Origin of the sequence: Hydrogenophaga sp. IBVHS2, assembly GCF_002127215.1 — a bacterium.
In the GTDB taxonomy this organism is placed as follows: Bacteria; Pseudomonadota; Gammaproteobacteria; order Burkholderiales; family Burkholderiaceae_C; genus Hydrogenophaga.
On sequence record NZ_NFUT01000007.1, the window covers coordinates 34,333 to 48,786 of the forward strand.

The 14,454-nt window shown below is 70.8% G+C and carries 14 protein-coding genes; 9 read left to right on the forward strand and 5 right to left on the reverse strand.

Annotation, left to right across the window (positions count from 1 at the left end):
* Positions 1–92 precede the first annotated feature (92 nt).
* From CAP38_RS14760 to CAP38_RS14785, 6 genes are read left to right on the forward strand one after another with little or no spacing between them, the layout of a single operon-like run.
* Positions 93–689: a hypothetical protein gene (locus tag CAP38_RS14760; protein ID WP_086122198.1), complete on the forward strand. Its 597-nt coding sequence runs from the start codon at positions 93–95 to the stop codon at positions 687–689.
* Between the two features lie 53 nt (positions 690–742).
* Positions 743–1,381: a hypothetical protein gene (locus tag CAP38_RS14765; RefSeq protein ID WP_086122199.1), complete on the forward strand. Its 639-nt coding sequence runs from the start codon at positions 743–745 to the stop codon at positions 1,379–1,381.
* Positions 1,378–1,827 carry a hypothetical protein gene (locus tag CAP38_RS14770; RefSeq protein WP_086122200.1) on the forward strand — a complete coding sequence of 150 codons (450 nt, stop codon included), beginning with the start codon at positions 1,378–1,380 and terminating at the stop codon, positions 1,825–1,827. Before CAP38_RS14765 ends, CAP38_RS14770 begins: the two co-directional genes overlap by 4 nt.
* Positions 1,828–1,859: 32 nt before the next feature.
* On the forward strand, positions 1,860–2,642 hold the full coding sequence (locus tag CAP38_RS15410) for a hypothetical protein (protein ID WP_179188563.1): 783 nt from the start codon (positions 1,860–1,862) through the stop codon (positions 2,640–2,642).
* Entirely contained in the window at positions 2,639–4,597 is a 1,959-nt protein-coding gene (locus CAP38_RS14780; protein WP_179188564.1) for a carboxypeptidase-like regulatory domain-containing protein, read from the forward strand. Before CAP38_RS15410 ends, CAP38_RS14780 begins: the two co-directional genes overlap by 4 nt.
* 48 nt (positions 4,598–4,645) lie before the next feature.
* Positions 4,646–5,119: a hypothetical protein gene (locus CAP38_RS14785; protein ID WP_086122203.1), complete on the forward strand. Its 474-nt coding sequence runs from the start codon at positions 4,646–4,648 to the stop codon at positions 5,117–5,119.
* Here CAP38_RS14785 and CAP38_RS14790 read toward each other — a convergent pair.
* Both CAP38_RS14790 and CAP38_RS14795 read right to left on the reverse strand, forming a co-directional pair.
* Positions 5,106–6,032, reverse strand: a complete 927-nt coding sequence (locus tag CAP38_RS14790) for a TAXI family TRAP transporter solute-binding subunit (RefSeq protein WP_086122204.1) — start codon at positions 6,030–6,032, stop codon at positions 5,106–5,108. The genes CAP38_RS14785 and CAP38_RS14790 overlap by 14 nt on opposite strands.
* Positions 6,033–6,048: 16 nt before the next feature.
* Complete coding sequence (locus CAP38_RS14795; protein ID WP_086122205.1) at positions 6,049–6,465, reverse strand: BLUF domain-containing protein; 417 nt, start codon at positions 6,463–6,465, stop codon at positions 6,049–6,051.
* Between the two features lie 139 nt (positions 6,466–6,604).
* On the opposite strand from CAP38_RS14795, the gene CAP38_RS14800 reads away from it, so the two are divergent.
* The 3 genes from CAP38_RS14800 (at position 6,605) to CAP38_RS14810 (ending at position 10,590) form a co-directional block, all read left to right on the forward strand.
* Complete coding sequence (locus tag CAP38_RS14800; RefSeq protein ID WP_179188565.1) at positions 6,605–8,638, forward strand: PAS domain-containing sensor histidine kinase; 2,034 nt, start codon at positions 6,605–6,607, stop codon at positions 8,636–8,638.
* A 103-nt stretch (positions 8,639–8,741) separates the two neighbouring features.
* Positions 8,742–10,298, forward strand: a complete 1,557-nt coding sequence (locus tag CAP38_RS14805; protein ID WP_179188566.1) for a methyl-accepting chemotaxis protein — start codon at positions 8,742–8,744, stop codon at positions 10,296–10,298.
* 58 nt (positions 10,299–10,356) lie between these two features.
* Positions 10,357–10,590 carry a DUF2789 domain-containing protein gene (locus CAP38_RS14810; protein ID WP_086122207.1) on the forward strand — a complete coding sequence of 78 codons (234 nt, stop codon included), beginning with the start codon at positions 10,357–10,359 and terminating at the stop codon, positions 10,588–10,590.
* A 24-nt stretch (positions 10,591–10,614) separates the two neighbouring features.
* Here the strand turns inward: CAP38_RS14810 and CAP38_RS14815 are convergent, their stop codons facing one another.
* From CAP38_RS14815 to CAP38_RS14825, 3 genes are all read right to left on the reverse strand, one after another.
* The gene (locus CAP38_RS14815; RefSeq protein ID WP_086122208.1) at positions 10,615–11,895 is read right to left on the reverse strand and encodes an amidase; all 1,281 of its coding nucleotides are present in this window, start codon (positions 11,893–11,895) and stop codon (positions 10,615–10,617) included.
* Positions 11,896–11,932: 37 nt separating this feature from the next.
* On the reverse strand, positions 11,933–13,903 hold the full coding sequence (locus tag CAP38_RS15580) for a methyl-accepting chemotaxis protein (RefSeq protein ID WP_306297709.1): 1,971 nt from the start codon (positions 13,901–13,903) through the stop codon (positions 11,933–11,935).
* Between the two features lie 121 nt (positions 13,904–14,024).
* Complete coding sequence (locus tag CAP38_RS14825) at positions 14,025–14,444, reverse strand: VOC family protein (RefSeq protein WP_086122209.1); 420 nt, start codon at positions 14,442–14,444, stop codon at positions 14,025–14,027.
* Positions 14,445–14,454: the final 10 nt, after the last annotated feature.

Below are 14,454 nucleotides of genomic sequence, written 5' to 3' on the forward strand. Positions count from 1 at the left end.
GACACCCGTGCCTCTACACTCCCGGCATACCCCCACCTGTTTGGGGTAATCCCAAAGGCCACAGGCCCCGTTTCACCGCAAAGGAAAGTCCCGTGAAAAAAGCCCTCCTGATCAAGACCGCCGTTGCCCTGGCACTGACCACCCCCATGCTCTCCATGGCCGAATCCCAGCTGGTGGTGGCCGCCACGGGGAGCGCCACGGCCCGGCTCGGTTTTCAGGTGGTGATTCCGCGGGTGCTGTTCCTGGGCGTGGGCACGGGCAGCACCGGCCTGGCGACCAACACCACGGTGGACACGGTCAGCTTCAACTACACCAACAACCCGGAGGCCGTGGGCCTGGGCGGCCCGGCCAACCAGATCACCGGCAACGAGGTGCCGGTGCGTGTGGTGGGCAACAACGGCAACATCACCCTGAGCGCCTCGACCACCGGCCCGCTGGCCAACGGCAGCGGCGACGTGATTCCCTGGAGCCAGATCACCGCCGAGTCCACCCAGACCACCCTGCCGGCGCCCGTCATCCCCGACACCGGTGCCGGCCCGACCGTCAACGTCACGCCCACCAGCGGCAAGGTCACCGACCGCAGCGCCACCTGGCGCTTCTCGTACGCCAACACCATCACGCCGCCGGCCGGTACCTACGGCGGCGGCAATGCTGGTCCCCGCGTGATCTACACCGCCGCCATGCCCTGAGCGGCAGGCGAACGCACACACGCTTTTACCGACGGTCCGGGGAATCCACTGTCATGAGGCAGCCGAATGCCTGGGGTGCACCTGCGCCGGTCGTGCGTGGGAGGCCACTGGTCCTGGGCCTGCTGGGGCTTGTCCTGGCCGGGTCGGCCCATGCCTGGAGCCTGTCGGTGGCCGCAGCGTCCTCGCGGGTGTTCCTGCACGTGGGCACCGGGACGGCCAATGCCAACAACCCGACGGTCGACCGGGTCACGGCCGACCTCACCCCGGCCGAACTGCTGGCCCGCAACCCCAAGGTCATGACCAGCAGCGGCATGCAGTCCAACAGCCTGTCGGGCGACAACTTCGCCACCTGTCCCACGCCGTCGACCCAGGTGCTGATCGGGGCGTCCTACCGCCGCAACAACAATGGGCAGGGGCAGGCCGTGCTGAGCGTGAATGCCCCGGCCAGCCTGGTCAGCGCCGCCGGCGACACCATTCCCATCAGCGAGATCAGCTGGACCGTGTCGGCGCCCGGCAGTCCGGTGCCCGGGATCATCCCGGCGGGCACCTTCTCGGCCGGGCAGCGCCAGCTGGCCACGGTGCCGCCCAACACCTTCATCGAGAACTGCCACACCTTCCGGTACGCCAATTCGGCCATCCGGGCGGCGGGCACCTACACCGGTGTCGTGACCTACACGCTGTCCACCCCATGAAGCGCCCGGTTTTCCTGATCGGGCTGGCGATCGCCGCCCTCACGTGCGGAGCCGGTCCTGTCCGCCTGGACGACTCCCTCACCCACACGGTGCCGCCCAATGTGCAGATGCAATGGCGGCCGATGCAGGCGTCGGCCGGTCCCGCCGGCTCGATGGAAGCCTGGCTGCGGGTGAATGTGCGGGTGGACACCGCCGCCTGGGCCGGGCAGTCCGGTCGGGTGTACATGGTGCTGGCACGGGACGGCACCTCGGTGGTGGAGGCCAGCTGGACCTCGCAGGGGCGGCTGCTGGCCGGACGCGTGCTGTCGGGCGAACGGACCCTGGTCTATGCGGGCGCATTGCCCGCCGCCCTGAACGACCAGCTGGCGGTGCGGCTGCGGGCCTCCCCCGACTGGGACCGCCCGGTGCGCCGCCTGAACTTTCATTTCGAACTCGAGACCCCTTGATGTCGCGGTGGTTTTCTGCCGGGCTGCGGCCCATGTCGTGCCTGTTGTTGTGGGGTGCTTCCTTCGTGGGAGCGCCGGCCGCTGCGCAGGGGTTTTCGGCCTACGTCACGCCGCCGCGGTTCGAGCTGCAGGTCCAGCCCGGCCAGCGCGTGCGGGAAGTGATCGAGATCCAGCACGCGGGCAACCGCACGGGGCGCTTTCGCATCCACACCTCCGACTGGACCTTTCTCCCCGACAACACGGTCACGTTCAACGACTCGTTGCTGCCGGGCAGCTGCCGGCCCTGGGTGGCCATCGAACGGCGTGAGATATCGGTCGAGCCGGGTGCCCGCTTCCGCTACCGCTTCGAGATCGAGGTGCCGCCGGACACCCCGCCGGGCGAATGCCGGTTCGCCCTGATGATCGAGGGCGTGGAGCCGGCCCGGCTCGACGGCGCGCTGAACTTCCCGGTCAGCGGCCGCATCGGCGTGATCGTGTATGCCGCCGTCGGTGGTGCCCAGCCGCGCCTGAGCCTGACGCCGGCGGGCGTGCAGCAGGTCAACGGACAGGCTGTGCCGGTGATCACGGTGCGCAACGGGGGCACTGCACACGGCCGTCTGCAGGGTTTCCTGGATGCGCGCGACGCCAACGGCCGCCGCATCGAACTGGCCCCGGCCGACATACCCGTGCTGCCGGGCGATACCCGCACCGTGCCCTTGCTGCCGGTGGTCGACGAAGGCGTGGCCGTGCCTGCACTGAGCTACCCCTTGCAGGTGACCGGTCAGCTGGAGTCGGGCAGCGAGCGGCTGCGCGTGGACCAGCGATTCGCTCCATGAGCGGCCGCTGCAAGGGCGCCGCCGTCCTGTGCGCACTGGGCTTGATGGTCACGCTGGTGGCCAGGGCCGATCCCTCGCCCTACGTCGATCGGGAGATCGAAGGCCTGCCAGCCGACCCGGTCGCGGCCGATCCGGCCGAGGCGCCCTACAACGCCGAAGGCTGGCCCCGCTTCCTGCGTCTCGACGCCCGTCTGGGCACCCAGCCCTTCGACCCTGAGCGCCAGGCCCGTCTGGGCTACAGCGTGTTCGGCCTGATCGAAACCCCCAACCACGGCAGTCTGTCGGTCGACGGCAGCATCACGCCGGGCTCCAGCCTTTCCACGCTGGCGCTGCGGCAGCGCAACCTGCCACTGGACGGCGGCTGGCTCGTCAGCAGCGAACTCGGGGTCATCGATCAGCCGGCGCCCTCCATCCTGAACCTGCCATCGCGGGTGTTCGTGCCGTCCTCGGTGATCCGGGGGGCCAGCACCGACTGGCGCCAGGCCGATGGACGCTGGTTGCTGCAGGCCAGCACCGGCCAGCCCGGCTTTCTGGAGGTGCTGCCGGCCGAGGGATTCCGCCAGCTGCCCGGGACCCGCCAGCGGTTGGCCGCGCAGTGGCGACTGGGCGATGTGCCCGCCGATCCGCTGAGCCTTCGACTGCCGGGCTTCACGCTGGCCTGGCAGCAGGAGTCGGCGCGGGGCGTGCAGCCTTTCCAGGGCCTGGCCTCAGGCCTCACGACCGACGCCGACAGCCGTCTCGCCGCCTTGCGCCACGAGTCGATGGACGGCCGGCGCCGTGTGCAGGGTCAGTGGATCGACACCCGCAGCCGCGGGAGCACCGCCCAGGGCTGGTGGCTCGACGGCGAGCTCGACGAAGGACCGTGGCGCCATGGCGGGGGCGCCTACCGCTTCGACCCGGGTCTGAGCTGGGCCGAAAAGCCGCTGGCCAACAATCTGCAAGGGTTGTATGCCCGCACCGCCTGGCGCTCCCGTCAATGGAGCGCCGATGGCTCGCTCGATCTGCTGCAGGACATCGAAGGCAGCCGCCGGCGCGGTTACTTCCTCACCGGCAACGGCCGCTGGCGTCTCTCGGCCACCGACAACCTCGGGCTGGGTACCGCACTGCGCAGCCTGGGTGGACGCGACTGGTCCCACTACCTCGACTGGCGGTCGGTCAATGCCCTGGGCGTGGCCGGTGCCCGTCTGGAGGTGGCCGGTGGCGACAACCAGCCGGGTCGCCGGCAGGTCACGGTGGACCAGGAGTGGCCGGTGCCCAAAGGTGCCCAGTTCGGCACCTCGCTCGGCCTGGGTCAGCAGGCCGCCGACGCCCGATCCGGTACGCCTGCCGAGCGCTTCCTCACCCTGGCCCTGTCGGGCAGCATGCCGCTGACCCGCCTGGCCAGCGTGCGCGGCAATTTCCAGTCCGAGCGCTCGTCCAGCGGGCAGGAACGCTACGCGCTCAACCTGGGGGGGAGCTGGCGGCTGTCCGCCCGCTGGAGCGTGGAGGGTTACTTCAACCGCCTGATCGGTCGCGCCCGCCAGGTGCTCATCCTGGACCCGCTGGCGCCGCCGCCGGATCCGATCACCACCGTGGCCGACCGGTCGTTCTTCGTGCTGCTGCGCTTCGAGGACACCGCCGGCAGCCGCGACGTGCCCCTGGGCGGCAAGCCCAACGAAGGTGGCGGCACGGTGCGTGGCACCGTGTTCTTCGACGCCAACCGCAGCGGGGTGCAGGAAGCGAGCGAGCGCGGCGTGGCGGGCGTCACCGTGTTCCTGGACAACCGGTACTCGGTACGCACCGACGATCAGGGCCGCTTTGAATTCCCGTTCGTCGGACCGGGTCCCCGGGCGGTGACGGTCCGCAACGACAGCCTGCCGCTGCCCTGGACGGTGGTCGATGACGGGCAGATCCGGCTCGATGTGCGGGTGCGCGAAACCACCACCCTGAGCTTTCCGGTCCAGCGCAGCGATTGACGCGATGGGTGGGGTCAAGTCGGCGCAGCTGCTGCCGATACTGACCTCATGACCTCCCCGATCGCGCTCCACCGACGCCTGGCCACCGCCCTGCTGATGGGCGGTTTGCTCCTACCGGTATCCGGCCATGCCGAGGCGGTGCATGCTCCGGCCGGGGGCAGCGCCAGCGCATCGCTGAGTTTCAAGGTGATCATCCCGCCGGTCCTGCAGGTGCTGGAAAACGCGCCTTCGCCCGGGCTGCAGGCCGAAGGCCCCGGTGCCTGGCTCGGCCATCAGCGCCTGGTGGTCATGTCCAACCTCAAACGCGGCTTCTGTGCCCACCTGCGGGCCGCTGCCGGCGATGCCAGCGGCTGGACGCTGGACATTCCACCGGCCAGCGGCGTGCGGGCCGAGCGCGTGTCCGACGGCTGGCGCCTGTGCAGCCAGCGGCCCGGGCGCCATCAGCTCGACCTCCAGCACCACTTCCAGACCCGCGGTTCGGCACCGGCCTGGCCGGTGGCCACCGACATCACGGCGCTCTGAGCGCCGGGTGCAGCAGGTCGGGCACCGGCGCGCTGGCCCGGGTGCTGGCACGGGTGCCGAAGGCCGCCTGCGGCAGCTGGCGGGCCATCCCGGCGGCGGCGGTCTCCAGCCAGGTCACCACGGCCTGGGCCCGCTCCACGGACAGATCGGCCCGGGTCAGGATCAGGTTGACCGAACCCACCGTGGGCAGCGGCGCCTCGATGCCCGCGTAGGTGCCGGCCGGCACCTCCATCGCCTGCAGCAGCGGATGGCGGCGCAGGATCGCCTCGATCTGCGACGGCTGCGGACCCAGAAAACGGGCGCCCCCCGGTGCCGCGGCCAGCTGCAGGAAGCCGGGCCAGCCTTCCCCGGCGCCCCACAGGGCATCGGCCTGGCCTTCCAGCACACGCCGGGGCGCATCGGCGGCCTGGTCCACGTACACCGCCTGCAGGTCGCGGTCGATGTCCATGCCGATGCCGTCGAACACCTGCCGGCCCAGGGTCACCAGGCCACTGGCGCGAACGCCGAACACGACCCGCCGCCCGCGCAGGTCCTCCAGCCGGCGCAGCCCCGAGGCGGCCGGCACCGCCAGCATGCCCGGGCTGGGGTACATGGCCCACAGGATGCGCAGCCCGCTGGACGGGCCCTGGGCCAGCACCTCGCTGGCCACCGTGCCCTGCACCAGACCGGCGTCGATCGCGCCGCCGCGCAGCAGCGCCAGGTTCTCGGCGGTGCCCCGGGTGGGCCGGGCCACCAGCACGGTGCGGCCGGCGAGCCGGTTCACCTCGTCGGCCAGCTGCTCCCCGTACTGAGCGAACCCGCCCCCGGGGGTGGAGGTGCCCAGCCGGATCGGGTCGCCGGGCCCAGCCGCCCGCAGCCCGCCCGGCAGCAGCCCGGCGGCGGCGGTGGCGATCAGGAAATGGCGGCGGTCCATGGCGGGAGAGGGGGCATCAGCCCAGCCAGCGGGTGTTGTCCATCAGTTCGGCGAAGAAGGCGCGCAAGGCTTCGGGCCGCATGGCATAGGGGTCGAACTGCGGCCCGGTGGCGTACTTGAGGAACAGCGCCTGGTTCTCGGCCACGGTGCTGACCAGTCCCATGGACCAGCCGGTGAACTGGCGGCAGACGATGGTCTCGAAGTCCAGGATCGCCGGGTCGGTGTGGCGCCGGTCGTCGAGGATGCGGTGGTAGAGCTGGTTGACCACCGTGCGGTCACCTTCCAGGCACTGCAGGAAGATGCCGTTGGACAGGCACAGCGCCCCCGTCACGCCCAGGGCCTGGTTGTTGCGGCGGGAGCATTCCAGGATGTCCTTGACATCGAGCGGGCCGAGTTCGCGGGCGCGGCTGGCGTAGAGCAGTCGGATGAGCATGGCGCGCAGGTTAGCGGCGAGCCGCCGCCGGCGTCGGCACCGGCCCGCAATATCCCCGCGTGGCCGGGCTGTTCCCGATTGCCAGCCGCCACCGGGCCCGCCAACATCGGGACGAACCTTCGTACAACGGGAGCGTGCCTTGACCGACAGCGCCGTGCCACCAGCCTCCGGCGATGCCCTGGACATCACCGAATTCGCCCAGCTGGTGCAGGGCGCGCTCATGCGGTACCGCAGCTGGCCGGACGGCCGGGCACAGCTGATGTACGTGAGCGACGGCTGCGAGGCCATCTGGGGCTTCACCGCCCCGCAGATCCTGGCCGACGAGGCCATCGTGTGGCACTGCACCGAGCCGGTCGACCGCCAGCTCATCCGGGCCTCGTTCCGCGCGGCGGGCATTTCCCGGGCGCCCTGGTCGCACGAATGGCGCATCAATTCACCGTCGGGTGGTCTGCGGTGGCTGCGCGGACTGGGGCGCTGCAGCGCGCAGCCCGACGGCACCCTGCTGTGGACCGTGCTGATCGACGACGCCACCCACAGCGTGCGCGCACGGCTGCAGGAGCAGGCCAGCCGCAGCCAGCTCAGCGCGGTGTGCGACCGCCTCACCGATGTGGCGGTGCAGCGCTTCGACCGCGACATGCGCATCAATTACTGGAACCAGGGCTCCGAGAAGATGTACGGCCACACCGCGGCCGAGGCCCTGGGGCGCGACATCATCGAGCTGGTGGTGCCGGCCGACCTGCGCCGGGGCACCCGCGAGAAGCTGCAGGCACTGGCCGCGGACGGTCAGACCTCGCTGCCCTACAACACCTGGTTCCTGCGGCGCGACGGCCGACTGGCTGCGGTGCAGGGAACCGCGGTGGTGCTGCGCGATGCCGACGGCAACCACGAGTTCGTGTGCGTCGACGTGGACCCCGAGAACCTCTCGCGGGTGGAGGGCGAGCGCGCCAGCCTGGAGGCGCAGCTGCGCGAGTCGCAGAAGCTCGAGGCCCTGGGCACCCTGGCCGGCGGCGTGGCGCACGACTTCAACAACATCCTGGCGGCCATTCTGGGCAACACCCGGCTGGCCCTGATGGATGCGCAGGGCCAGCCCGAGATCGTGCAGAGCCTGGAAGAGATCCGGCGTGCCGCCCACCGCGCCAAGGACCTGGTGCAGCGCATCCTGGCCTTCGGCCGTCGCCAGAACACGGCGCGCAAGGTGGTCGACATGGCCGAGGTGGTGACCGAGGCCGTGACGCTCATGGGCGCCACCGCGCCCGGCAAGCTGCGGCTGGATGTGGAGTGCGATCCGCAGACCAGCCTGGTGCTCGCCGACGCCACCCAGCTGCAGCAGGTGGTGATCAACCTGTGCACCAACGCCATGCACGCCATTGCCGGGCGGGACCGCGGCCGCATCCACCTGCGCCTGTCCCCGCACGACGGCGCACCGCCGGCCGCCGGCCCTGGCGAGCTGTCCATCGTCACCGACCCGATGGGCTGGCCGGACTCGAACGTGTGCCTGACGGTGGAGGACAACGGCTGCGGCATGGACCCCGGCACCCTGGCCCGGGTGTTCGAGCCGTTCTTCACCACCAAGCCGGTGGGCCAGGGCACCGGCCTGGGCATGCCGGTGGTGCACGGCATCCTGCGCGACCACCAGGGCGCCATCAGCGTGCGCAGCACCCAGGGGCAAGGCTCGGTGTTCCGGGTCTACCTGCGCGGCGTGGAGGGCCGGGAGCGGCCGGTGGAGACCGACTCGTCCCTCATGGGGCTGCCGGCACCCGGTGATGTGGCCGGGGGCACCACCATCCTGTACGTGGACGATGACGAGCTGATCGCCCGCATGGTCGGCCGCCTGCTGAGCCGTGACGGCCTGTCGGCCCACATCTACAGCAGTCCGCAGCAGGCCCTGGACGACGTGCGCAGCGGGGCCGTGTCCTACGACCTGGCGGTGCTGGACTTCGCCATGCCCGGCCTCAACGGGCTGGAGCTGGCGCAGGCGCTGCGGGCCCTGCATCCGGACCGGCCGGTGGCCATCACCTCGGGCTTCATCACGGCCGAACTCAGCCAGCGCGGCCCTGAGGCCGGCGTGGCCGAACTCATCCCCAAACCCAACACCGGCTCCGAGCTCATCAAGGCCATCCGGCGCCTGGCGGGGCGGGTGCGACAGCCCGACCAGGGACTTAACACCGACTGAAGTCCGGTGGAACAGATCCCGCCGGCAGCGGTTTTTCCCGCGATTGCCCGGTGGCCCTTCCTCCTACGATGGCCCCACAACGATTCCTTGTGGAGGGTTCACCGTGTTCAAAGATCTGAAGATTTCCAGCCGCCTGGTGGCGGCGTTTGCCGTGTTGCTCGTGCTCATGCTGGGCATCGGCGCGCTCAGTGCCAGCCGCGCCCTGTCGGTGCGCGACCAGCTGCTCGACATCACCGAGCGGCGCATGAAGGTCGTCGCCGACCTCGAAGCCGTGCGCGACGAGGCCAACTTCCAGGCCCGTGCGGTGCGCAACATCGCCCTGTTCACCGACCCGGCCCAGATCGCCGGCGAGAAGCAGGCGCTGGCCCAGTCCCGCGAGAAGGTCAACGGCCTGCTGGCCGCGCTCGACCAGCTGATCACCTCGGCCCGGGGTCGCGAGCTGATGGCAGCCTCCGCCAGTGCACGCAACGCGTTCCGCGACAGCCTGGACCGCTACCTGGTGCTCATCAACGAGGGCAAGCGCGACGACGCGGTCCGGCACCTGATGGAGTCGCTGCGTCCGCTGCAGCTGGCCTATTTCAAGACCATCGATGACGCGGTCGACTTCCAGGCCGACGGCGCCCACGACGCCGGCCGCCAGGCCGAGAGCGACGTCAACGGCCTGCTCACCACCCTCGTCGTCTCGCTGCTGGTCGCGCTGGCGGTGGCGGTGGGCATGGCGACCTGGATCATCCGCTCCATCACCCGGCCGCTGAACGACGCGGTCGAGCTGGCCCGTGCGGTGGCTGCCGGCGACCTGACGCGCCCGGTGCGCGCGGCGTCCCGGGACGAGGTGGGCGTGCTGATGCAGGCGCTCGCGGAGATGCAGTCCGGACTGGTCAGGGTGGTCAGCCAGGTGCGCAACGGCTCCGAGGCGGTGTCCAGCGCCAGCGTGCAGATCGCCCAGGGCAACCAGGACCTGAGCTCGCGCACCGAGAGCCAGGCCAGCGCGCTGGAGCAGACGGCCGCCTCGATGGAGGAGCTGTCGTCGACCGTGCGCCAGAACGCCGACAACGCTGCCCAGGCCAACCAGCTGGCCAAGACCGCCTCGAGCGTGGCGGTCCAGGGCGGTCAGGTGGTCTCGCAGGTGGTGCAGACCATGAAGGGCATCGAGACCAGCTCGCGCAAGATCGCCGACATCATCAGCGTGATCGACGGCATCGCCTTCCAGACCAACATCCTGGCGCTCAACGCGGCGGTGGAAGCCGCCCGGGCCGGCGAGCAGGGCCGGGGTTTTGCCGTGGTGGCCGGCGAGGTGCGCAACCTGGCCCAGCGCAGCGCCAGCGCGGCCAAGGAGATCAAGGACCTGATCACCGAGAGCGTCGAGCGGGTGGCCAGCGGCACCGCGCTGGTGGACCAGGCCGGCAGCACCATGACCGAGGTGGTGGACAGCGTGCGGCGGGTCACCGACATCATGGGCGAGATCAGTGCGGCCAGCAAGGAGCAGAGCGACGGCGTGGGTCAGATCGGCGAGGCCGTGACCCAGATGGACCAGGCCACGCAGCAGAACGCCGCGCTGGTGGAGGAGATGGCGGCCGCTGCCAGCAGCCTGCGCACCCAGGCCACCGATCTGGTGCAGGCGGTGTCGGTGTTCCGGCTGTCGCACGCAGCGGCCGGCTGACGCTGCAGAATGGGCCTCCCGGCCCTGCAAGGCCGCCACCCTGCCAACGGAGGCCGCCATGGAACCCGTCGACCACGACATGTGTGAACTGTTCGCCCAGCTCGGCCTGCCCAGCGAGCCCGACGCGGTGCGCGACTTCATCCGCCGCCACCGGCCGCTGGCCAGCGGTGTGCAGCTGCACGAAGCCAGCCTGTGGACGCCCGCACAGGCCGCCCTGCTGCGCGATGCACTGCAACAGGACAGCGACTGGGCCGGTGTGGTGGATCGCCTGAACGCCGCCCTGCATCCCTGAACCGCCCCCGGCGGTCCGGGTCGCTCAGGCCAGCGACCGCTCCAGCAACAGGGCGGCACCCAGGGCCTGGGTGTCGTTCCAGCGCGGCCCCACCACCGTCACGCCCACCGGCATGCCGTGGCTGCCGGTGCCCACCGGCACCTGCACGCAGGGCGCGCCCAGCAGCGACCACAGCCGGCTGAACACCGGGTCGCCGGTGGAGTCCAGGCCGGCAGGGGCCTCGCCCCGCGCGCTCGGCGCGATCAGCACGTCGGTCAGGCGGAACAGCGTCTCGAGCTCGGCGCGCAGCCGCACCGCCAGCTCCTGCGCTGCGAACAGGCGCTCCCGGTCCACCGCATCGCCGCCGGCCAGCACCTGGGCAAAGGCCGGGCTGAAGCCGCCGGCCTGCTCGCGCCGCTCGGCCGCAAAGGACGATCGGGCTTCGTAATTCATGATGTCGATCTGGGCCTGGGCCAGGCCCGCCCACGATTCGGGCAGCTCCACCTCCACCAGCTCGGCGCCCGCGTCCTTCAAGGCCTGGGCCGCATCGTTCCAGGCGCGGCGCGCATCGGCGTCGGCCAGTTCCCAGTGGGGTGTGCGGCACAGGCCCACGCGGGGCTTGCGGGGCACGACCGGCGTGAGATCGAGCCGGGCCAGCGCACCGATGAACAGGGCCACGTCGTCCACGCTGCGGGCGAAGCCGCCCACCGTGTCCAGACTGGGCGAGAGCGACTTCACGCCGGCCAGCGGCAGCAGGTTGTGCGTGGGCTTGTAGCCGACGATGCCGCAGAAGGCCGCCGGCCGCACGATGGAGGCGGCGGTCTGGGTGCCGAAAGCCAGCGGCACCATGTGGGCGGCCACCGCAGCGGCCGAGCCGCTGGACGAGCCGCCCGGGGTGTGCGGCGCCTGCGGCGTGCTGTGCGGGTTGCGGGTGGGGCCGGGCTTGAAGGTGGCGAATTCGGTGGTGACCGTCTTGCCCAGGATCAGTGCGCCGGCATCGCGGCAGCCGGCCACGCAGGCCGCATCCACGGCGGGGCGGTGGTGGGCATAGATGGGCGAGCCGTAGCTGGTGGGCTGGTCGGCGGTGTCCAGCAGGTCCTTCACGCCCACCGGCACGCCCGCCAGCGGGCCGCCGGGGCCGCGCCGGTCGAGCTCGCGGGCCTGCTCGAGGGCGTGGCGGCTGTCCAGGAACTGCCAGGCATGCAGTTCGGGGTCGAGCGCGGCAATGCGCTCCAGGTGCGCGCGGACCACGGCTTCGACCGTGATCTCGCGCCGGGCGACGGCTTGCGCGATCTGTCGCGCGCTGAAGGTGTGCAGAGGGCTCATGGGCCGGGACGTTACCCCAGCCCCGTGAGCCCGGCAATCACATGTGTGAACCCTGGATGCGGAAGCTGCCCACCACCTCGGCCAGGCGGCGCGCCTGTTCCTTCAGGCTTTCGGCGGCGGCCGCGCTTTCCTCCACCAGGGCCGCGTTCTGCTGCGTCATCTGGTCGAGCTTGCTCACGGCGGTGTTGACCTCGGCGATGCCCTGGCTCTGCTCCTGGGCGGCCGAGCTGATCTCGCCGATGACCTGGTTGACGCGGCCCACCGAGTCCACGATCTCGGTCATGGTGCCGCCGGCCTCGCCCACCAGGCGGGAGCCGGCTTCCACCTTGTCCACGCTGGTGGCAATGAGCTGCTTGATTTCCTTGGCGGCCTCGGCGCTGCGCTGGGCCAGGTTGCGCACCTCGCCGGCCACCACCGCAAAGCCGCGGCCCTGCTCGCCGGCCCGGGCGGCTTCCACGGCGGCGTTGAGCGCCAGGATGTTGGTCTGGAAGGCGATGCCGTCGATCACGCCGATGATGTCGCCGATGCGGCGGCTGCTGTCGTTGATGGCGTCCATGGTCTGCACCACCTGCTGCACCACCTGGCCGCCCCGGCGGGCCACATCGGCGGCCGAGCTGGAGAGCTCGCGGGCGGACCCGGCGGCATGGGTGCTCTGGGTCACCGTGCCGGTGAGCTGCTCCATGCTGGCGGCGGTCTGCTGCAGGCTGCTGGCGGTCTGTTCGGTGCGGCTGGAGAGGTCCTGGGTGCCGGTGGCGATTTCGGCCGAGGCAGTGGCGATCGATTCGGACGACTGCTTCACGCCGGCGATCACGCGGGCCAGGGCCTGGTCGGCGGTGCGCAGGTCGGCCACCAGATCGGCGAACTCGTCCTTGCTGGTGGCGGACTGCACCGTGCCGAGCTGGCCGGCGGCGATCGCCTGGGCGGCCCTGGAGGCATGGCGCATGCTGGCGGCCATGCTCAGGTAGATGCCCACATAGATGTAGACCGACAGCAGCACGCCGGCCAGCATGGCCAGCATCAGCAGGTTGCGCTGGGTGGTGGCCTCGGAGGCGCGGTCCTGCAGCAGCTGGTCGAGCACGGCGCGGTTGGCCTCCACCAGGGCCCAGGCGGCGTCCAGGGTGCCGGCCGAGGCCCGGGCCACGTCGGCCTGGGTCACGGCCACGGTGTCGACCTTGGTGAAGTTGGTGCGGATGTAGCCCAGCATGTCCTTGGCGCTGGCCTTGAGGGTGTCGAAGCGCTGGCCCAGGGCCTGCTGCACCACCGGGTTGGCCTTCATGGACTGGCCCAGCATGGTCTCCACCGTGCCGAAGGTGTCGTTCAGACGCGCGTCGGTCACTTCATAGAACTGCTTGTCGGCGGCCGAGACGGTGCCGCGGTTGACGTTCATGGTTGCGTAGGCCGCAATGCGCACCGCGATGCCGGCGGTGGACGGGGTGTTGTTGGCCAGCGGGTAGCCGAGGTAGAACAGGTCGGCTTCCGGGTCCTGCGCCAGGCCGGACGCGTTGCCCATGTCGCGCATGAAGGCGTAGAGGCGGCCGTACTCGGGGGCATGGGCGGCAAAGGCCTTGGCCGGGAACTCGGCGTCCATGGGCAGGGCGGCCACATTGGCCTGCAGGTCGGTCCAGCCCTTGCGCAGGCCGGCCAGTCCGGTGCTCATGTCGAAATGGGGCTTGGCCTGCGCCACGCTGGCTTCGATGCGTTCGAGCTGCTGGTTGACCGCGGCCGACTGCTTCTTGAACGCCTCCAGCGCGGCCGGGTCGCCCGGCGTGCCGGTGATGGCCACGCGGCGGCTCTCGATCAGCACCTTGTTCCATTCCACCAGCTCGCCCATGAGGGCGGTGGCCACGCGCTTGGACTCCAGGGCGTGCACGCGTTCGTTGAGGTCTTGCACCGCCGCAAAGCCCAGGGCCAGCAGCAGGATGAGGGTGGGGATGCCGGCCAGCAGGAATTTCGGGCCGAGTCGCAGGCGCGCCATGAGGGCGGCTGCCGGGGCGAAGAGGGTGTTCATGAAGGGCAGTGGCGTTGTGTGACAGAAGGTCGACGCTCTGGGGTCGTCTCCTGTGCATTTCGACACATTCCTCCCGAACTGAAGCCCGGAAGAGGGGCGCAGATCCGCCCCTGCTGCGGCTTTACCAGCTGCCCACGTTGGGCATGTCGGTCCAGGGGGCCTTCGGCGGCAGCGGATCGCCCCGCTGCAGCAGTTCGATGGAGATGTTGTCCGGCGAACGCACGAAGGCCATGTAGCCGTCGCGCGGCGGGCGGTTGATGGTCACGCCGTGGGCCTGCAGCCGCTCGCAGGTGGCATAGATGTCGTCCACCGCGTAGGCCAGGTGACCGAAGTTGCGGCCACCGGTGTAGGTCTCGGGGTCCCAGTTCCAGGTGAGTTCCACCTGGGCCTGGGTGTCGCCGGGCGCGGCCAGAAAGGCCAGGGTGAAGCGGCCCTGGGAGACCTCGCGCACGCGCAGCACCTCCAGGCCCAGGGCGTCGCGGTAAAACTTGAGGGAGGCTTCCAGGTCGGTCACGCGGACCATCGTGTGCAGGTATTTCATGGCAGGAATC